Genomic DNA, 19,350 nt, shown 5'->3' with positions numbered 1-19,350 from the left:
CCGCCTCCGGCGTCTGGTTAGGAGCGGACTCAGTACTCCACGACGGGGGTCAGGGCCACTTTGCCGTCGATGACGGACAGCCGGCCGGTGAAGCCGAATTCCTGCTCGATCTCCCGCTCGACGGAGGCGCCGGTGAACAAGTCGATTTCCACGACGTTCAGCTTGGCGACGCCGGTCAGCGGGCTCAGCACCCAGCTGCCCTTGAAGGGTTCTACCTTAACGTCCGGGTACTTCACGATCGACCAGTTGATGGTGTCGTCCCGGACGCGGTCCATCGCGGCGCTGAACGGGCAGCCGGAGGGCTGCAGCACGCGCTGCTCCGCGCACGAGTCGAGGAAGGCATTGACCTGGGCGCCCAGGTCCTGAACCAGCTTGGGGGTGGCCGCCGTCGCCAGCGAGAGTTGGGCGTCCTGCGCGTTTTCCGGGCCGGTCAGCACGGATTCCACGACCGGGGCGGCGAAGTAGTCGCTCGCGTAGTGCGCCTCGAAGGTGCCGGGATAGAACACCGCAAAGGAATTCCTGCCTTCCGGTAGCGCCACCCGGGTACCGTTCAGTGAGGCCTCGTTCTCGTTGATCACGTCCACGCTGATGGTGGGAAGAGTGCTGGGCACGAAGGACCACTGGTTGAAAAAGAACCACGTCGTGCCGGTCTTTTCCAACGTGAACGTCGAGGTGTGCGGCGCCCCGCCAACCGTGTAATGGACGGGCAGGTCCACCTTGTCCTCGCCCGCCGGCACCGGATCGCCGACTTCCAGGTCTTCGATGTCCTCCACCGAGGCCTTGAGCGCGGCGCCGTCGAGCATGGCGGCGTTGGCATCCGGCACGCTTGCGTGAAGCAGACCGAGCGCCGCACCGCCGTCGCCGTCTTCCAGCGCTTTGAAGTACGCCTTCACCTGGTGCTGCGGGCTGAACACGAACGCATTGACCAGCATGATCGTCACAGCGGCAGCGGCCACGGCAAGCATCAGGCACAGCAGCCACGTGGCCACGGTCCTGAGCACTGTCGAATTTCCCACCCGCCCTACGTTACCTGCTGAGGGCGCCCGTTACCTGTCGGCGCGGTTCCCCGGACCGGTGTCAGCTGCGTTACATGCCGGCGGCTGGGCGTTCTGCCATAATCGGCCCATGGAACTGGCAACCGAGGACCTCAGGCATCTGCGGCGCTGCGTTGAACTGGCCCGTGAAGCGTTGGACGATGGCGACGAGCCGTTCGGTTCGGTGCTGGTCGACGCGGGCGGCAACGTCGTGTTCGAGGACCGCAACCGCGTCAAGGACGGGGACCACACCCGGCACCCGGAGTTCGAGATTGCCCGCTGGGCAGCCAGGAACCTTCCACCCGGGGAACGCAGGGCGGCAACCGTCTACACCTCGGGCGAGCACTGTCCGATGTGTTCGGCGGCGCACGCCTGGGTGGGCCTCGGACGGATTGTCTACGCAGTGTCATCCGAACAGCTGGGCCGGTGGCTGGCGGAGTGGGGCGTCGGGCCGGCGCCGGTGGCCGCGCTGCCGATTCAGCAGGTGGCGCCGGGAACCTTGGTGGACGGGCCGTCCGGCGAACTGGCGGACGAGGTCCGCGCGCTGCACCGGCAGTACCACCGGCGCTGAGCGCCGCCGGGGACGGTTACTTGACCGCGAACGGCGGGCGCATCAGCCCGTCGTCCACGGACTCCGCCGGGTCGGAGCCCAGGTCCACGATCCTGTTGCCGGCGTCCACGTGCACGACCGACGGCACGAAGGACCTGGCCTCGTCGTCGGTCATGTCGGCATAGGTAATCAGGATGACGAGATCGCCTTCGTGCACCAGGTGGGCGGCGGCACCGTTGATGCCCAGCACGCCCGATCCGCGTTCGCCGGCGATGGTGTACGTCTCCAGCCGGGCGCCGTTCGTGACGTCCACGATGGAGACCAGCTCGCCGGGAAGGATATCGGCGGCGTCCAGCAGGTCGAGGTCCACGGTCACGGACCCGACGTAGTGGAGATCCGCGTGCGTGACCGTGGCACGGTGGATCTTGGACTTGAACATTTTGCGCATCATCGCCTACCAGTTTAGTCCCCGCCCCGGCCGCCCCCGAAAGGGTTCCCGATCTGGCCCGCCGCCGGCGGCAGGTCTAGGGTGTACCCACAGGGGGCAACAACCTGCTTCAGCGAGGGCGATCGACGCAGGAGGCATGTGATGAGTTCGGAAATCGGCAGCAGCCGGCGGGACGGCGGGGTGCGGCCGGGCGACGATGTTCCGGCAGCCGCCCGCGAACCGCGGGACGGCGGGACCGAGCCCGCGCAGGCCGAACCCCCGCCGACCGAGGCCATGCCGGTGGCGGGCGAGGACCGCACCCGCAACGACCCTCCGGAGACGGCCGTGTTCGGCCGCCGGCCCACGGCGGACGACATGGACCCGGATGCCGTCGGCGGGAGCCCGGATGACGGGATGTATACCGAGCGGGGCTACCGGGACACCAGCGCCTACCGGCCCGAACCAACCCTCGACGAGGACTTGCTGTACCAGCGGCAGCACAATGCCTACGGCGGGCTAAGGCTGGGGTCTGCGTTCTTCGGCTGGCTGGCCGCCACGGCCATGATCGTGTTGTTCACCGCGGTCGCCGCCGGTGCCGCCGCGGTTTTCGGCCTCGCCAACGAGGCCGACGTGCGCGGCCGGCTGGACGACATCTCCGCCGGCAACGGGCCGGACGCCATGATCGCGGGGGCGGCACTGGCGGCCGGCATCCTGATCGCCTATTTCGCCGGCGGCTACGTGGCCGGACGGATGGCGCGGTTCGACGGCGTCCGGCAGGGCTTCGCGGTCTGGCTTTGGGGCCTGGTCATGGCGGTCATCGCGGGCGTGATCGGGCTGTCCGCCGGCGGGCTCGGCCTGCTGACGGGACCGGCGCCGGTGATCGACCGCCCCATCGGGCAGTTGGCGGTGCCGGGCCTGGTGGCGCTGGCCGTGGTGCTGCTGGCGAGTCTCGCCGGGTCGCTTCTGGGCGGTGCCGCGGGCATGCACTACCACCGGGCCATCGACCGTGCCGGCTTCGTGGCGGACGACGACGAGTAGGACGGCCGCTTCCCGCAGGGATGGGACAAACAAAGGCACCCCGGTCCGAGGGGCCGGGGTGCGCAGTGCGTGTGGAGCGGGCGACGGGAATCGAACCCGCGTATCGAGCTTGGGAAGCTAGCGCTCTACCATTGAGCTACGCCCGCACAGGATCCGCCGTGCAGGCGGATCCGGTCAACAACGAAACCGAGTTTACCCCAGTTCTGCGGCTGGCCGGAATTCAGGCCGGCTGGCCGGCCGTGGAGGCTTCCCGTTCGCGGGCTTCGGCGATTTCCTCTGCCCGGGCACGGTTGGCTTCCTCCGTCAGCGCCGCGCCGGCCGAGGCATCACGGGTCAGGTTTTCACCGGTCTCGGGGTCGAACAGATGCATCTTTCGGGTGTCCAGCCACAGTTCGGCGGAGCGCCCGCCGCGAATCCGGCTGGCGGCGTCCAGCGTGACCACGATCTGCGGCCGCAGTTCCTCGGCGTCCATCTCGCTGGCCAGCGAATTCAGCAACTCCCGGACGGCGGGGTCCGGGTCGAAGTTGATGTAGCCGTACTGCTCGTTGCCCAGCCACTCGGTGTGGGTCAGTTCGGCCATGAACGCGGATCCCCGGTCCTTCTTGTGTTCTTCCACCAGGGAGGCGTCCTCAAAGAACTCGGGCCGCAAACCCGCGAGCACCACCTTCCTGCCTTCGGCCGCCCTGGCCCTGTCACCGGACACGGGGATGTCGCCGATCGGCGTCTTCAGGACGTTGCCCTCCAGGGTGGCCGGCAGGAAGTTCATGGACGGCGATCCGATAAAGCCCGCCACGAACAGGTTGACGGGCTGCTCGTAGAGTTCCCGCGGGGAAGCGATCTGCTGCAGCAAGCCCTTTTTCAGCACCGCCACCCGGTCGCCAAGGGTCATCGCCTCGGTCTGGTCGTGCGTGACGTAGACGCTGGTGACTCCCAGCCGCCGTTGCATCTGCGAGATCTCGGAGCGCATCTGGCCCCGCAGTTTCGCGTCCAGGTTGGACAGCGGCTCGTCGAACAGGAAGGCATCGGCCTGGCGCACGATCGCCCGGCCCATGGCCACGCGCTGCCGCTGGCCGCCGGACAGGTTCCCCGGCTTGCGCTCCAGGTGGTCGGTCAGTTCCAAGGTCTTCGCGGCGTCGGTGACGCGCCTCCGGATATCGTCCTCGGTGAACTTGCCCTTGGCCAGGCGCAGCGGGAACGCGATGTTCTCGAACACGGTCAGGTGCGGGTAGAGGGCATAATTCTGGAACACCATGGCCAGGTTCCGGTCCCTGGGGGCCTTTTCGTTGACGCGCTCGCCGTCGATCAACAGGTCGCCGGAGGTGATGTCCTCCAGCCCCACGATCATGCGCAGGAGGGTCGACTTGCCGCAGCCGGACGGTCCCACCAGGATGATGAACTCGCCGTCGGCGATGTCGATGCTGACGTCGTTGACGGCGGCGAAACCGTCGCCGTACTCCTTGACGAGGTTCTGCAGCGTGATCGATGCCATGGGATTTCCTTTCCTGCCGCGGGCTCAGCCCTTGACGGCGCCTTGGGTCAGGCCGGAGACGATTTGGCGCTGGAACAGCAGGACCAGCAGCACGATGGGAATGGTGACGATGATGGCCGCCGCGGAAATAGCGCCGACGGGGGATTCGAACTGGGAGGCGCCGGTGAAAAAGGCCAGCGCCGCGGGAACCGGCCGCGCCGCTTCGGTGGACGTCAGCGAAATGCCGTAGACGAAGTCGTTCCACGCGATGAAGAAGGCGATGATCGCCGTCGTAAAGACACCGGGTGCGGCCAGCGGCACGATGGCCTTGCGGAACGCCTGCCAGGTGGTGGCCCCGTCAACCTGTGCGGCCTGTTCCAGTTCCCACGGAATCTGGCGGAAGAACGCGGCCAGGGTCCAGATGGAGATCGGCAGGGTCAGCGAAAGGTAGGGGATGATCAGCCCGGGCCAGGTGTCATAGAGGCCGACGTTCCGCCAGATGTTGAACAGCGGCGTGACGATCGAGATCACCGGGAAGATGGACACCGCCAGCGCGGTGGTCAGGATGACCTTCTTGCCGGGAAAATCCAGCCGCGCGATGGCGTAGGCGCACAGGGTGGCCAGCACGACGGCGATGAAGGTCGCAATCAGCGCGATGCCGATCGAGTTCCGCAGCGAGCTCAGGAACAGCTCCTGCGCCGAGCCGACCAGGATCTGCTCGTAGTTCGAACCCGTCCAGGTGTTGGGCAGGAACTGCCCGGAGGTCAGTTCGCTGGGCAGCTTGAACGAGGTGGCCAGGATGGACGCCACCGGGAACAGCGCATAAATAAGCACCAGCACGGAGATGATGGTCCAGATGACCCGCTCCTTGGTCCGCGACGCTCTCATCACTTGCCTCCTCTCTGGCCGGCGAGGTCCACTTTGAACAGCTTGACGGCGATGAAACAGATCAGCAGTACGCAGACGAAGAGCAGCACGGACACCGCCGAACCCAGCCCGATCTCCAGCCGCCCGATCGAGGTCCGGTAGGCCAGCAGCGACAGCACCTCGGTGCCGAACGCGCCGTTGGTCATGATGAACACGTTGTCGAAGATGCGGAACGCATCCAGCGCGCGGAACAGCACGGCCACCATGATCGCCGCCTTCATGTTCGGCAGGATCACGCGCCGCATCCGCTGCCACCAGGTGGCGCCGTCGACCTCCGCCGCCTCGGTGAGTTCGTCGGGGACCTGGGCCAGGCCGGCGAGCAGCAGCAACGAGATGAACGGCGTGGTCTTCCAGATCTCGCTGGCCATGATCACGCTCAGCGATGTTCCGGTGTTGGCGAACCAGTTCAGGTCGGGATCAATCCCGGGCACCCAGTCGAACCATGAGTTCACGAAGCCGGAGTTGATATCAAACATGTAGAACCAGGCGAACGCGGACACCACCGTGATGATGCCGTACGGGACCAGGATCGCGGTGCGCAGCCAGCCTCGCACCGCCTTCAGCGCCTTGTGCATGACCAAGGCCAGCGCGAAGCCCAGGACGAGTTCGACGACGACGGTCACCACGGTGATCAGCAGCGTGACGCCCAGGTCCCGCCACCAGACGATGTCCGTGAGGATCACGCCGTAGTTGGCCAGCCCGATGAACTCGCGCTCGTCCGGCGCGGTGAGGCGGTAGCTGAAGAGCGAGTCGAACACGGCCTGCAGGATCGGGTAGGCGGTGACGGCCAGCATGATGACGAAGGCGGGACCGGCCAGCAGCCAGCCCAGCCGCCGCTCGGCCTTGGCGCGGTCGCTGTACTGCTGGACCGCGCGCCGCCGTCCGGCCCGTCCGGTCCCGCTGGCGGGCTGGGTGGGGATTTCGATCGAGGTGCTCACAGCAGGTTCTCCCCCCGAAGAACGGAGACGATGAAGTCTGAGGTTTCCTGCGGCGTCGTGGCCGGATCCACTTGCGACGGCGGGGCGAAATTCTGCTGCAGGCTGGTGGAAACTTCGTTGTAGAAGACGGTCTGCGGCCGCGGCGCGGACAACTCCAGGGACTCGCGGATGGTGTCCGCCATCGGGAAGGACTCCTCGATCCGCGGATCCTCGTAGGCCTCCGTATTTGAAGGCGGGTTGCCGTTGGTGATAAAGTACTCGGCCTGGTTCTCCGGGGTGACGATGCACTCGATGGCCGCGTAGGCCAGGTCGGGATGCTCGCTCGCGGCGCCGACGCCCAGATTGATGCCGCCCAGCGGCGGAGCGGCGGGGTCGGTTTCGTTCATCTGCGGGTACAGGGTCCAGCCGATGTCCTCGATCAGCGAGGGGTCCACCGTGCCTTCTTCCGCGGCGGTGTTCGTGGCCGGCCAGACGAACGGCCAGTTGACCATGAACGAGCCCTCGTCGCCCTGGAACAGGATCATGGAGTTGTTCTCGTCCTGGGTCGGCAGCCCCGGGCCGCCCAGCCCCTCCCGGCCGATGGTCGAGATGACCTCCGCCGCAGCCGTCCCGGGATCGCTGGCCAGCCCCAGCTCTATCTGATCGGCGTCCGCCTCGGGGTTCTCCAGGATCTGACCGCCCGCCGACTCGACCAACGCGTTCAGCCACACGGTCATGGACTCGCCGCGCTGGCCCTGGACGCCCAGGAACTTCTCCTGCTCGGCCGCGGCATCCATCAGCTGCTGCCACGTGACCGGCTGCGTCATGTCCAGGCCGGCGGCTTCGGCCACCGACTTCCGGTACCACAGCAGTTGGGTGTTGGCCCAGAACGGGACGGCGACCAGCTCGTCTTTCCACGTGGCCCCCGCGAGCGCGCCTTCCACCACGTTCTGCGTGGTGCGCTCCGCAACATCGTCCGGGACCGGCGCCAGGAACCCGGGCTCGGCCAGTTCGGGGATGAACGGCGGGTCCAGGCTCATGATGTCCAACGACGAATCGCCGGCCGCAAGGCGCCGGGCAAGCTGCTCCCGCTGGGAGGCCGCGTCATTGGGCAGCAGCGACGTCTCGATCCGGTACGCGCCGTCCGCCTGATCGGTGCACAGTTCCGCGATCGTCGCCTGCCCCCCGTCGTCGGGGTTGATGTACCAGGTCAGGGTGGGAGTTCCATCCTCGGGGCTGCAGCCCGCCAGCAGCGTGGCTCCCAGAGCCAGCGTCACCGCCGCCCCCACGCGGGCTGTCGCGCGCCGGTGGCGCCGCCGGTTTTCGTCCTTGGGCATCGGCATGAGCCTCCCATTCTGGTAGACGCACTGGCCGCCCGGCTTCCGTTGCGCTTTGTGCCACGCAGCCTTGTGAAATAGAGCGTATTCTCCTGCAGGCGAATGCGCCATGGTTCGGCGGAGGTCAGGGACTGCGGGCCGGGGAATACCGCACGGCGGGCGGCACGTTGTGCCCCGTACTGCCGGAGTGCCCGGCAATTGATTTGAGGGACGGCGAGCATGACCACTCCACGCGACGAGACCCGCCGGCGGGAAAGCTGGCTCCGGTTCAGGGACAACCGGAACCAGGCGCTGGCAGCGGAGCACGGCTGGCTCACGCTCACCTCGCTGCAGTGGCTGCCGGCCGAGCCCGCGCGGCTGGAAAAGATCACCGGCCTGTGGAGCGCCAACGGGCCGGCATCCGGCGGCGGCCACGCCTCGTTGACGGCGAGCGCCGAGGACGGCCTGTATCGGGCAGACAGCGGGGAGCCGGCTACCGGCACCTTGACGGCATCCCTGGGAAACGAGGAGTCGCTGCTCTGGGTGCGCCGCGGCAGCGTCGCCGTCGAATTGGCCGTCCGGGGCGACCGGTACGCCATCCGGACGCGGGACAACGACTCGCCCAAGCGGCGGGACTTCGCCGGGGTCCCGGTGTTCGATTACAACCCGGACCTGGTGGTGGCCGGCCGGTTCCAGGCGTATCCGGAGCCCCTCGCGCTGCAGATAGCCACCTCGAACCCGGCGGTGGGAGGCATCGCCACCGCCGTCGGCACGGTCAGCTTCGAATTGGGCGGAACCGTCCATACCTTGGTGGCGGAGCAAGAGAAACTGGGCGCCCTGTCCCTGAACTTCCACGACGAAACCAACGGAGACAGCACCGCCGGCTGGCGTTCCGTGGTGACCCGCCGTCCCGGCCCCGACGGCACGGTGCTGATCGATTTCAACCGGGCCACCAACTTCCCCAGCGCCTTTACCGCGTTCGGCACCTGCCCGATGCCGGTGGAGGGCAACATTATTGCGGCACCGGTGGAGGCCGGGGAGCGCCGCATGGGCTGAGCATCGCCGGGAACGGTGGCGCTTGCCGCTCCTCTGCGGCAGGATCAGTGGATGGACCCAACGGCGGGAGACTTCCGCACCATCACCGATGACCTGGCCGGCCGCTTGGCGGAGCTCCCTGACGATGCCTGGGACGACCCCGCGCTGGAGCTGGAGTGGAGCTGCCGCGAGACGGTGGCCCACATCATGGACGACTTCGCGTTCTACGCCCTGCAGCTGTCGGGGCGGAACCCGCCGCGGGACGGCTACGTGGCGCTGCTGGACCCGCCGCCCTGGCGCCCGGGCGGGCCGCAGATCCTGTTCTGGCCCGACCCTGCCACGGGAACGGCCGGCATCGTCGGTTGTTTCGATGCCGCCGCGGGACTGCTGTACGCGGTGACGGCCACGGCCACCGGCACCCACCGCGGTTACCATCCGGCCGGGACCTCGGACGCCTCCGGTTTCGCGGCGATGGGCATCGCCGAAGCCGTGTTGCACGGATTCGACATACTGGCCGTCCACGGGGTCGGCTACCGGCCTGACGAAGCCGTGTTGAGACGGGTGCTGAACCGCATCTTTCCGGCCGCACGGCGCACCGGCGATCCTTGGCAGGATCTGCTCCACGCCAGCGGCAGGACGCCCGAAACCCGCGGCCGGAAGTGGCGGTGGGACTCCTCGGTCCGCGGCTGAGGACCCCAGCGCGGCTGCGGAGCATTCGCGGCGCCGGGGCCGTAGGCTGGTAGCAGGCCTGCAACGAGGCAGGAGGACCGACGGAAGCCGCCATGACCGTAGACAAGAACACCCGACGTCTCGAGGACGACATCGAGACTGATTTCTCGGACAAGATGAGCTATGGCTCCTACCTGTCCCTGGGCCAGTTGCTCTCCGCCCAGCACCCGGTCAGCCGCCCGGAGCACCACGACGAGATGCTGTTCATCATTCAGCACCAGACGTCCGAGCTGTGGTTGAAGCTGGTGCTGCACGAGCTGCGCACCGTCCGGCAGAAGCTGCGCGACGACGACTTGCGGTTCGCCATGAAAGGCATCGCCCGGATTAAGCACATCCAGCGCTCGCTGACCGAGCAATGGTCCGTGCTGGCCACGCTGACGCCTTCCGAATACGCCGAATTCCGGGGCGATTTGGGTGCGGCGTCGGGCTTCCAGTCCTACCAGTACCGTGCCGTGGAGTTCCTGCTGGGCAACAAGAACAAGGGCATGCTGGCCGTCTTTGCGGACGATCCGGCCGCCCAGGCCATGCTGGGCGAGCTGTTGGAACAAAGCAGCGTGTACGACGAATTCCTGGCTTACCTGCACCGGCACGGCTACCCGGTTCCGGCGGAGCTGCTGGACCGTGACGTGACCGAGGCCCACGAGTTCAACCAGGAACTGGTGGGGACGTTCAAGGCGGTCTACGAGAATGCCGGCGCGAACTGGGACGTCTATGAGGCCTGCGAAGAACTGGTGGACCTGGAGGACAACTTCCAGCTCTGGCGCTTCCGGCACCTGAAGACGGTGGAGCGGACCATTGGGATGAAGCATGGCACCGGCGGCTCCTCCGGCGCCGGCTTCCTTCGCCGGGCGCTGGAGCTCACCTTCTTCCCGGAGCTGTACGCGGTGCGCACGGAAATCGGCAAGGCCTGACCGCCGGCTTCTAAGCTGCCGGCGGAGGCCGTTCGTTCCCCCGCCGACAGCGGCCCGGTGGCCGCCACCGAGAGAGCTGCGGCCCGCCTGGTTCAATCGTCGCACCGCTGACACCGTTCCGACCAGAGGCCCGGTGCAAGTGCCCGGGCGGAGGCCGCGTCATGCGTCGGGGGAGAGCGCCGGTCCCGTGTATTTTTGAAGGGTGCTGATCTCCGACCGCGATATACGTGCCGAACTGGACTCCCAACGCATCGTCCTGGATCCGTTCCAGCCGGACATGATCCAGCCCTCAAGCGTGGACGTGCGGCTTGACCGGTTCTTCCGGCTGTTCGACAACCATAAGTACGCCCACATCGACCCGGAGTTGGAGCAGCCGGAGCTGACCCGGCTGGTGGAAGTGAACCCCGAGGAACCGTTCGTCCTGCATCCCGGCGAATTCGTGCTCGGCTCCACGTACGAGACCGTGACGCTGCCCCATGACATCGCGGCCCGGCTGGAGGGCAAGTCCTCGCTGGGGCGGCTTGGCCTGCTGACCCACTCGACCGCAGGGTTCATCGATCCCGGTTTCTCCGGGCACGTGACGCTGGAACTCTCCAATATGGCGACGCTGCCGATCATGCTCTGGCCGGGCTCCAAGATCGGCCAGCTGTGCTTCTTCCGGTTGTCCTCGCCGGCGGAGCATCCGTATGGTTCGGGCGTATACGGCAACCGCTACCAGGGCCAGCGCGGCCCCACGGCTTCGCGCAGCTACCAGAACTTCCACCGCACCGTCATCGAACGCTGACCCTGGCCGGGCGTCTCAGGCGCGGGGCGTACTGGCGCGCTGGATCCGTGCCGGTGTCTTGACCGGCAGCAGCGCCAGCAAGCCGGCGACCAGCACGACGAGGATGCCCAGGATGCCGTGGCGCTGTTCGCCGAAGACGGTGATGGACAGCGCAAACAGGGACGGGGCCAGGAAGCTGACGGCGCGCCCGGTGGTGGCGTAGAGGCCGAAGAATTCGCCCTCCTCGCCGCGCGGCGCGAGCCGGGCCAGGTAGGCCCGGGACGACGACTGGGCCGGCCCCACGAACAGGCACAGCAGCAGGCCGAAGACCCAGAACGTGGTGTCGCCGGTCCAGGCGTTGCCCAGGAACACGTGGTTGCCCGGGCCCAGCGCGAAAATGGCGACGGCGGCGACGATCAGCCCGACCAGCGCCCCCACGATGACGTTCTTCGGGCCGATGCGGTCGTCCAAGACCCCGCCCGCGACCGCGCCGACCGCTGCGACGACGTTTCCCGCGATGGCGAAGACAATTACTTGGCTGAGCGAGAAGCCGAAGGTGCCGGCGGCGATCACCCCGCCGAAGGTGAACACCGCCGCGAGCCCGTCGCGGAAGATGGCGCTGGCGATCAGGAAGAAAATCGTGTGCGGGCTGGAGGTGAAGATCGCCTTGATGCGGCGGAAGAGCAGCCCGTAGGACGCAAAAAAGCTCAGCGACGCGGCGGCAGGCTGGCGCGGGATCTCCGGGACGGCGAACAGTACCGGCAGCGCGAAGGCCATGAACCACACGGCGCAGAACACCGCCACCAGGCGGATGTTCAGCCCGTTCTCCGCCGTCGCCCCGAACCAGCCGGTTTCGGGCAGGACAAACCCGACCAGCACCAGGGCCAGCGCCACGACCCCGCCGACGTAACCCATGGCCCAGCCGAAGCCGCTGACCTTGCCGATGGTCGACGGCGTGGAGATCTGGGTGAGCATCGCGTAGTAATTCACGTTCGCGAACTCGAAGAAGATGTTGGCCAGCGCGATGAGTCCCACGCCCAGGAAAAGGAAGCCGGGGGAGGGGAAGACGAAGAAGCACAGGCCGGTCAGTACCGCGACGGCGACGCTGTTGAGCCCGAGCCACAGCCTGCGGCGGCCCCCGGTGTCGGAGCGTTGCCCGGTGACCGGGGCCAGGAGGGCGATGGCCAGCCCGGCGATAGCCAGCCCGTAGCCGAGGATTTCGGACGCGAAGGCCTCGCCGCCGAAGGCATCGCTGGTCAGATAGACGGTGAACACAAAAGTTGTCATGACCGCGTTGAAGGCGGCGGAGCCCCAGTCCCAGGAGGCCCAGGCCAGGACGTGCTTTTTATTCAACCGCTCCGCGGCCACGCCGCCCGCCGTGTGGGTTGCCGGAATGCCGGCCGACTCAGTCATACCGCGATGCTATCCGTTTCGCCTGCTGCGAACTTTGAGCAGCGCCGGGAGCCGCGTGAATCTTTGGCGAACAGCGGGATCACGAGCCCGCCGCGGCCTTCCCGGCCGCTGTCCGCGGCCTCCCCGGCCGCTGTCCGCGGCCCTCGGCGGGCGCCGCGCCGTCTATGCCATGGGTAGAATGGACCTTGGCCCTGTCCGTCTAAATCCTTGGCAAACCCGAAGGAAGTTCCGGAGTATCCTCGTGCTGATTGTGCTCACCCTGCTTTTTGCGGTGGCCTTTATAGCGCCCTTAATTTTCCGGAAGCTCGGCCGCTCAACGTTCTATATCCTCGCCGCGGTTCCCGCCGCCGGATTCGTCTGGCTGATCGCCACGTTCGACAACTACACCGGGTCCAGCCAGGCGGCGCTGGACGGCGCTCCGAACGCCCCGCCGTCGGAGGTCTTCGCCTGGGTCCCGGGCCTGCAGCTGGAACTGGCCTTTCGGATGGACACCCTCGCGGCGGTGCTGTGCATCCTGATCCTGGGCGTCGGCGCCCTGGTGCTGTTCTACTGCGCCCGCTACTTCAAGGCCGACGATCCGGACATCGGACCTTTCGGCGCACAGCTGCTGGCCTTCAGCGGCGCCATGTTCGGCCTGGTCACCGCCGATGACCTGATCCTGCTCTACATTTTCTGGGAACTCACCACCGTCCTGTCCTACCTGCTGATCGGGTACGCCAGGCACCGCCTCTCGGCGCGCCGGTCCGCGTTGCAGGCCCTGATGGTTACCACCCTCGGCGGGCTGACCATGCTGGTTGGCCTGCTCATGATCGGCCAAACCGCCGGCACCTACCGGATCTCCGAGATCCTCGCGGCAGCCGGAACGCTGATGGCACACGGCCAGATCATCGACATAGCCATCCTGCTGGTACTCATCGGCGCGATCAGCAAGTCCGCGTTGGTTCCCTTCCACTTCTGGCTCCCGGCGGCCATGGCGGCGCCGACCCCGGTCAGCGCCTACCTCCATGCCGCCGCCATGGTGAAGGCCGGCATCTACCTGGTGGCGCGGCTGTCACCCGGATTCTCCAGCACCGACTACTGGCACGGCGTCGTGCTGGGGCTCGGGCTGCTGACCATGCTGGTGGGCGGCTGGCAGGCCATGCGCCAGAACGACCTGAAGCTGATCCTCGCCTACGGGACGGTCAGTCAACTGGGCTTCCTGACCCTGGTGGTCGGGCTCGGTTCGCAGGAAGCCGCGCTGGCCGGAATGGGCCTGTTGCTGGCCCACGGTTTCTTCAAGGCGACCCTGTTCCTGGTGGTGGGCATCATCGACCACCAGGCCGGAACGCGTGACATCCGCGAACTGTCGCACCTGTACCGCAAGGCCCCAAAACTGTTCGTGGTCGCGGTCATCGGTGCCGCGTCGATGGCGGGCCTGCCGCCCCTGCTGGGCTTCGTCGCCAAAGAGTCGGTCTACGAAGCCTTCATCCACCGGGCCGAAGTCTCCGGCTGGGTGGGGGGCCTGCTCCTGGCCGGCGTGGTGGCCGGATCCATCCTGACCTTTGCCTACAGCGCCCGCTTCGTCTGGGGCGGGTTCGCGGCCAAACCCGGCCGCGCGGCCATCGAGTTCAAGCCAATTCCGTGGGCCTTCCTGGCGGCTCCCGCCGTGCTCGCCGTAGCCACCGTGGTGTTCGGGCTCTGGCCAGCCCCGGTGGAAGCCGCCGTCGCCCCCTACGCCGGTCTCTTCACCCTGGACACCGCAGCCACGCACCTGGCGCTGTGGCACGGGGTGACGCCGGCTCTCGGGCTGACCGCCGTCACCATCGCCGCCGGTGTCGCCCTGTTCCTGCTGCGCACTCCGATAGCGGCCTTCCAGGCCAGGATCAGCTTCATCCCGGACGCGGACCGGATCTACCGCGGCATCATCGGCGTGCTGGACGAGGTGGCCATCTGGGTCACGGGCCGGACCCAGCGGGGCTCGCTGGTCTTTTACCTGTGCGTGATCCTGATCGTGGCGATCGTGACTCCGCTGAGCGCCATCGTCCTGATGGACGCTCCGCTGCCCGAGAGCGTGGTGTGGTTCGATACCCCGGCGCAGGCCATCGCGGGGCTGATCGTGGCGGCAGGAGCGCTGGGTGCCATCCGCGCGAACAAGCGCTTCATGGCGGTGCTGATGGTCTCGGTGGCCGGCTATGGCCTGGCCTTTATCTTCGCCATGCAGGGGGCGCCGGATCTGGCGCTGACCCAGATGCTGGTTGAAACAGTCTCCCTGGTGGCCATCGTGCTGGCCCTTCGGTCCCTGCCGGCGCGACTGTGGCTGCGCACGCCGGGGCGCTTCAAACTGCTGCGCGCCATCATCGGCGCCGCTTTCGGCCTCACGATGATAGTGATCGCGATGACGGCGATGGCGGCACGCACGGCCGATCCGGTGTCCCTGGCCCTGCCGCAGCTGGCCTATGAGGGCGGCGGCGGCAAGAACATCGTCAACGTCATTTTGGTGGACATCCGGGCCTGGGACACGTTCGGCGAGATTTCCGTGCTGGCCCTGGCAGCTACCGGCGTGGCCAGCCTGATCTTCATCCGGAGCCGCGGGGAGAAGCGTCCGGAGCCCGTGGACGCCGTCGCCAGCGGATCCGTGGGGCGCGGTTACGAGACCGTGGCGCACTCGGACCGCGAGGCGGCGGCCCTGGCGACGGCCCGCAAGTTCGCCGTCGTCCCGCGCGACGCCTGGCTGGTGGCCGGCCGCACCCTGGCGCCGGAACGCCGCTCCATTATCTTCGAGGTGATCACCCGCCTCCTGTTCCACTCGGTGATGATCTTCTCCGTCTACCTGCTGTTGACCGGCCACAACCTCCCCGGCGGCGGGTTCGCCGGCGGCCTGCTGGCCGGCATCGCGCTGACCGTCCGCTATCTGGCCGGCGGACGGATCGAACTGGCCGAAGCCACGCCCATCAGCGCCGGCCTGCTGCTGGGCCTGGGGCTTGGCGCCGCGGCGCTGACCGCCGTCGTCCCGCTCTTCCTGGGCGGCCAGGTCTTCCAGAGCGCGATCCTTGAATTCAGCCTCCCGGTCTTCGGCGACCACAAGTTCGTCACGTCGACGATCTTCGACATCGGGGTCTACCTGGTGGTGGTGGGCCTGGTGCTGGACGTGCTGCGCAGTTTCGGCGCCGAGATCGACGAACGCACGGAGGAACGGACCCACGGCCGCCGCAAGACCGCCGAACTGCAAGTGCCCGCAACGATCGAGGAGGAGGTGTCCCGGTGACCGTGAACCTGACGCTGCTGCTGGTGATGGGCGTGCTGTTCGCCGTGGGCGTCTACCTGATCCTCGAACGCAGCCTGACCCGGGTCATGCTCGGCCTCATGCTCATCACCAACGGCGCCAACCTGCTGCTGCTCAGCACCGGCGGGCCGGCGGGCCTTGCCCCGATTTTCGGCAGCGACATCCCCGCCGACGCCTACAGCGACCCGCTGCCGCAGGCGTTGATCCTGACCTCCATCGTGATCTCCTTCGCCGTCACCGCTTTCATGCTGGCCATCATTTACCGCTCCTGGGTGCTGGGGCGGCAGGACGAGGTCCAGGACGACATCGAGGACCGCCGGGTGGCCAACCAGCCCACCTTCGACGCCGAGGACGACGCGGAAATCCCGGCCGAGACCACCGAGTTCGTCCCGCCCGACGAAGCCGAGGAAACGCCAGCCACCACCAGGTCACGGATGGAGAGAAAGCAGTGAACGCCGCCACCATCGCGCCGCTGGCAGTAGTCCTGCCGCTGCTGGGTGCTGCCCTGGCGTTCGTGCTGATCCGCCACCCCAACGCGCAGCGCCGGACCGGCGCCATCACGCTTACGGTAACGCTGGCACTGGAAGCCGTGATGCTGGCCTCGGCCTGGGCCAACGGCGCGCAGGCGGTGAACCTCGGCGGCTGGCTTCCCCCCTTTGGCATCACCCTGGTGGTGGATGAGCTGTCCGCCCTGATGCTGGTGGTCTCCTCGGCCGTTAGCCTGGCGGTGCTGCTGTACGCCTCCGGCCAGGGCATGACCGACGGCGACGAAGAAGGCCCGGTCTCGATCTTCCACCCGACCTACCTGATCCTGGTGGCGGGCGTTTCCAACGCGTTCCTGACCGGCGACCTGTTCAACCTGTACGTCGGCTTCGAAATGCTGCTCACGGCCAGCTACGTGCTGATGACGCTGGGCGGCACCAGCCCCCGGATCCGCGCCGGGGTGACGTACGTCGTCGTCAGCGTCATTTCCTCGGTGCTGTTCCTGGTCTCCATCGCGATGATCTACGCCGCCACCGGGACCATCAACATGGCCGACCTGGCGATCAAGCTCGGGCAGTTGGATCCGGCCACCCAGATGACGCTGCACCTGATGCTGCTGGTGGCCTTCGGCATCAAGGCGGCGGTATTCCCCCTGTCCTTCTGGCTCCCCGACTCCTATCCGACGGCGCCGGCACCGGTTACCGCGGTGTTCGCCGGCCTGCTCACCAAGGTGGGCGTCTACGCCATGATCCGCACCGAGACACTGCTGTTCCCCGGCGACCGGCTGAACACGTTCCTGATGATCGTGGCCGTGCTGACCATGGTGGTGGGCATCCTCGGGGCCGTGGCCCAGATCGACATCAAGCGCATGCTCTCTTTCACACTGGTCAGCCACATCGGCTACATGGTGTTTGGCCTGGCGATGTCCTCGGTGGTGGGGCTCGGCGCGGCGGTCTATTACGTGGCGCACCATATTACGGTGCAGACCAGCCTGTTCCTGGTGGCCGGGCTGATCGAACGACGCGGCGGAACCACGAACATGGACCGGCTGGGCGGCCTGGCCAAGCTGTCGCCGCTGCTGGCCATCCTGTTCTTCGTCCCGGCCATGAACCTGGCCGGCATCCCGCCGTTCTCCGGCTTCCTGGGCAAGATCGGCCTGGTGCAGGGCGGCGTGGAACTGGGCACCCAGGTCGCCTGGGTGCTCGTGGCGGGCAGCATGGTCACGTCGCTGCTGACCCTGCTGGCGATGGCACGGGTCTGGAACCGCGTGTTCTGGCGCCGCCCCGAAGACGCCGAGCACCCGGACCCGGTCCTGGTGGCCACCAAGCCCGACGGGTCCGCGCTGCGGACCACCCGCCACGTGGAAAACAAACCGCACGGGCGGTTCACCGGCCGCGGCGTCGTCCAGCTGCTGCCGCTGCCCATGGTCTGGCCGACGGTCGGGCTGGTGGCGATGGGCGTTGCCCTGACCGTGTTCGCCGGGCCCCTGTTCGAGCTCAGCGACCAGGCGGCGCGGGAGATGCTGCAGCGCACCCCGTACGTCGAGGCCGTCCTGGGTGAGGGTGCAATGCAGGAGGTGGGCCAATGAGGAAACCGCGCATCTCCATCTGGGTCGAGCTGCCGCTGCTGGCCTGGCTGGTCATCCTCTGGGGCTCCCTGTGGCAGGATTTCAGCCCGGGCAACCTGATCTTCGGCCTGTTGATCGCGCTGCTCATCGTGAACTTGTTCTACCTGCCGCCGGTCGAACTCAGCGGGCGTTTTAATCCGCTGGCCGCGGGAATCTTCGCCGCCACGTTCGTCTGGCAGGTCGCGGTCGCAAGCGTCGAAGTCCTGTGGCTGGCCCTGACCCGCGGCCCGACGCTGCGCAACGCGGTGGTGGCGGTCCGGCTGCGAAGCCACTCGGATCTCCTGGTGACTGCCACCGGGCATGCCATTTCGCTGATCCCCGGGAGCTTTGTGGTGGACGTGGACCGCTCGACGTCCACGCTTTACCTGCACGTGATCGACGTTGCCACCGAGGAGGCTGCCGAGCGTTTTCGCGCACAGGTGCGGCGGATCGAGGCCGGCCTGATCCGGACGATGGGCACGAAGGAAGAACTGGCGATGGTCAAGGCCGAAGGTACCGGCAGGGGAGGTGCAGTGTGAACGGGGACGTCATTCCGGTTGCGCAAATCGTCGTGAGCGCAGTGCTGGCCGTGGCCGCTGTACTGTCGCTGATCCGGCTGGCCCGCGGGCCGTCGCTGCTGGACCGGCTGCTGGCCATAGACGTGCTGCTGGCGATCGTCTGCGCCGGACTCATCGTAGACATGGCCGCCGGCGGCCACATGAACAACCTGACGCTGGTCGTCGTCATTAGCGTTGTCGGGTTCATCGGCTCGGTCGCCGTGGCTCGTTTCGTGACGGACGGGCGGCCCCGTGAACACTGACCTGATACTCGACATCGCGACCGCCGTCTGCCTGATCGCCGGCGCGGTGATGTCCCTGGCCGCGGCCATCGGCCTGCTGCGGTTTCCCGACCTGCTCTCGCGGATGCATGCGGCCACGAAGCCCCAGGTTTTCGGCCTGCTGCTGCTTCTGACTGGACTGGGATTGCAGCTGCGCAGCTGGGTGGCGGTGCCCGTGCTCCTCATAGCCTGGCTGTTCCAGTTGCTGACAGTTCCGGTGTCCGCCCATATGGTGGGCCGGGCCGGCTACCGCACCAAACACCTGCGCAAGGAAATCCTCAGCGTGGACGACCTCGACGCGGTGGTGGAGGCGGCGGCACGGGAAGACGCCGCGGCGTCCTCAGATGACGCACCGCTTGCCGGTCCCGGTGCCGCCGCCGACGGCGGCAGCCGTGCTGTGGCCGGGGGGCAGGACGCCGGGAAGCCGGGGGAACGGCGTAGCGCTGGGGCGGCGGCCGTTCCCGGGCGGACCGAGCGGGGCGGCGCCGGGCCCGCGGGCACTCCATAACCTGCGGACCAAGGGGGAGGTAACGCGCCGACCAAGGGGGGCGGTAACGCGCCGACCAAGGGGGCGCGGGGCGCGGGCGGGCGCCGGCGGCCGGTAACAGAGGGCCCGCGGCCCGTCCCCCATCG

The 19,350-nt window shown here is 67.7% G+C and carries 18 protein-coding genes, 1 tRNA gene and 1 pseudogene; 12 read left to right on the top strand and 8 right to left on the bottom strand.

All coding sequences use genetic code 11. From position 1 onward, the window contains the following. Positions 1-29 precede the first annotated feature (29 nt). Positions 30-1,016: a hypothetical protein gene (locus AC5RVG_RS04830; RefSeq protein ID WP_494012906.1), complete on the bottom strand. Its 987-nt coding sequence runs from the start codon at positions 1,014-1,016 to the stop codon at positions 30-32. A 109-nt stretch (positions 1,017-1,125) separates the two neighbouring features. On the opposite strand from AC5RVG_RS04830, the gene AC5RVG_RS04825 reads away from it, so the two are divergent. Then, positions 1,126-1,605 (top strand): nucleoside deaminase, encoded by a 480-nt coding sequence (locus AC5RVG_RS04825; protein WP_494000723.1) that lies wholly within the window; start codon positions 1,126-1,128, stop codon positions 1,603-1,605. Positions 1,606-1,621: 16 nt separating this feature from the next. Here AC5RVG_RS04825 and panD read toward each other — a convergent pair whose 3' ends face one another. Continuing rightward, entirely contained in the window at positions 1,622-2,035 is a 414-nt protein-coding gene (gene panD / locus AC5RVG_RS04820) for an aspartate 1-decarboxylase (protein ID WP_494000722.1), read from the bottom strand. A gap of 138 nt (positions 2,036-2,173) precedes the next feature. On the opposite strand from panD, the gene AC5RVG_RS04815 reads away from it, so the two are divergent. Continuing rightward, positions 2,174-3,049, top strand: coding sequence for a hypothetical protein (locus AC5RVG_RS04815; protein WP_494012905.1), 876 nt, complete (start codon positions 2,174-2,176; stop codon positions 3,047-3,049). A 72-nt stretch (positions 3,050-3,121) separates the two neighbouring features. Here the strand turns inward: AC5RVG_RS04815 and AC5RVG_RS04810 are convergent. From AC5RVG_RS04810 to AC5RVG_RS04790, 5 genes are all read right to left on the bottom strand, one after another. Further along, positions 3,122-3,195: transfer RNA gene (locus AC5RVG_RS04810), tRNA-Gly, on the bottom strand. 74 nt (positions 3,196-3,269) lie between these two features. Continuing rightward, complete coding sequence (locus AC5RVG_RS04805; RefSeq protein WP_494012904.1) at positions 3,270-4,538, bottom strand: ABC transporter ATP-binding protein; 1,269 nt, start codon at positions 4,536-4,538, stop codon at positions 3,270-3,272. Positions 4,539-4,562: 24 nt separating this feature from the next. Next, positions 4,563-5,405 carry a carbohydrate ABC transporter permease gene (locus AC5RVG_RS04800; protein ID WP_494012903.1) on the bottom strand — a complete coding sequence of 281 codons (843 nt, stop codon included), beginning with the start codon at positions 5,403-5,405 and terminating at the stop codon, positions 4,563-4,565. Continuing rightward, positions 5,405-6,364, bottom strand: a complete 960-nt coding sequence (locus AC5RVG_RS04795; protein WP_494013010.1) for a carbohydrate ABC transporter permease — start codon at positions 6,362-6,364, stop codon at positions 5,405-5,407. The genes AC5RVG_RS04800 and AC5RVG_RS04795 overlap by 1 nt, the downstream gene beginning before the upstream one ends. Before the next feature lie 14 nt (positions 6,365-6,378). Continuing rightward, positions 6,379-7,698: an extracellular solute-binding protein gene (locus tag AC5RVG_RS04790; RefSeq protein WP_494000718.1), complete on the bottom strand. Its 1,320-nt coding sequence runs from the start codon at positions 7,696-7,698 to the stop codon at positions 6,379-6,381. Positions 7,699-7,917: 219 nt separating this feature from the next. Here AC5RVG_RS04790 and AC5RVG_RS04785 point away from each other — a divergent pair, with 219 nt between their 5' ends. The 4 genes from AC5RVG_RS04785 (at position 7,918) to dcd (ending at position 11,136) form a co-directional block, all read left to right on the top strand. After that, a complete protein-coding gene (locus tag AC5RVG_RS04785; protein WP_494012902.1) occupies positions 7,918-8,733 on the top strand; it encodes a DUF1684 domain-containing protein in 816 nt (271 codons plus the stop codon). Between the two features lie 51 nt (positions 8,734-8,784). Next, a complete protein-coding gene (locus AC5RVG_RS04780) occupies positions 8,785-9,402 on the top strand; it encodes a DinB family protein (protein WP_494012901.1) in 618 nt (205 codons plus the stop codon). A 92-nt stretch (positions 9,403-9,494) separates the two neighbouring features. After that, positions 9,495-10,352 carry a tryptophan 2,3-dioxygenase gene (locus AC5RVG_RS04775; RefSeq protein WP_494012900.1) on the top strand — a complete coding sequence of 286 codons (858 nt, stop codon included), beginning with the start codon at positions 9,495-9,497 and terminating at the stop codon, positions 10,350-10,352. A 202-nt stretch (positions 10,353-10,554) separates the two neighbouring features. Beyond that, entirely contained in the window at positions 10,555-11,136 is a 582-nt protein-coding gene (dcd, locus tag AC5RVG_RS04770; RefSeq protein WP_494012899.1) for a dCTP deaminase, read from the top strand. A 15-nt stretch (positions 11,137-11,151) separates the two neighbouring features. Here dcd and AC5RVG_RS04765 read toward each other — a convergent pair whose 3' ends face one another. Next, a complete protein-coding gene (locus AC5RVG_RS04765) occupies positions 11,152-12,528 on the bottom strand; it encodes an MFS transporter (protein ID WP_494012898.1) in 1,377 nt (458 codons plus the stop codon). Positions 12,529-12,769: 241 nt separating this feature from the next. Between AC5RVG_RS04765 and AC5RVG_RS04760 the strand changes: the two genes are divergently transcribed. The 6 genes and pseudogenes from AC5RVG_RS04760 to mnhG form a co-directional block, all read left to right on the top strand. Further along, on the top strand, positions 12,770-15,772 hold the full coding sequence (locus AC5RVG_RS04760) for a Na+/H+ antiporter subunit A (RefSeq protein ID WP_494000712.1): 3,003 nt from the start codon (positions 12,770-12,772) through the stop codon (positions 15,770-15,772). After that, a complete protein-coding gene (locus AC5RVG_RS04755; RefSeq protein ID WP_493989594.1) occupies positions 15,769-16,242 on the top strand; it encodes a Na(+)/H(+) antiporter subunit C in 474 nt (157 codons plus the stop codon). The genes AC5RVG_RS04760 and AC5RVG_RS04755 overlap by 4 nt, the downstream gene beginning before the upstream one ends. After that, the gene (locus AC5RVG_RS04750) at positions 16,239-17,861 is read left to right on the top strand and encodes a Na+/H+ antiporter subunit D (RefSeq protein WP_494012897.1); all 1,623 of its coding nucleotides are present in this window, start codon (positions 16,239-16,241) and stop codon (positions 17,859-17,861) included. Before AC5RVG_RS04755 ends, AC5RVG_RS04750 begins: the two co-directional genes overlap by 4 nt. Further along, positions 17,858-18,418 carry a Na+/H+ antiporter subunit E gene (locus AC5RVG_RS04745; RefSeq protein ID WP_494012896.1) on the top strand — a complete coding sequence of 187 codons (561 nt, stop codon included), beginning with the start codon at positions 17,858-17,860 and terminating at the stop codon, positions 18,416-18,418. Before AC5RVG_RS04750 ends, AC5RVG_RS04745 begins: the two co-directional genes overlap by 4 nt. After that, positions 18,415-18,699, top strand: a complete 285-nt coding sequence (locus AC5RVG_RS04740) for an MrpF/PhaF family protein (protein WP_494012895.1) — start codon at positions 18,415-18,417, stop codon at positions 18,697-18,699. The genes AC5RVG_RS04745 and AC5RVG_RS04740 overlap by 4 nt, the downstream gene beginning before the upstream one ends. Beyond that, a pseudogene (gene mnhG, locus AC5RVG_RS04735) lies at positions 18,689-19,066 on the top strand (monovalent cation/H(+) antiporter subunit G); the annotation flags it as partial. The gene AC5RVG_RS04740 and the pseudogene mnhG, both read left to right, overlap by 11 nt. Positions 19,067-19,350: the final 284 nt, after the last annotated feature.

This window comes from Arthrobacter senegalensis (genome assembly GCF_059091765.1).
This window is presented reverse-complemented; position numbering and strand designations above follow the sequence as displayed.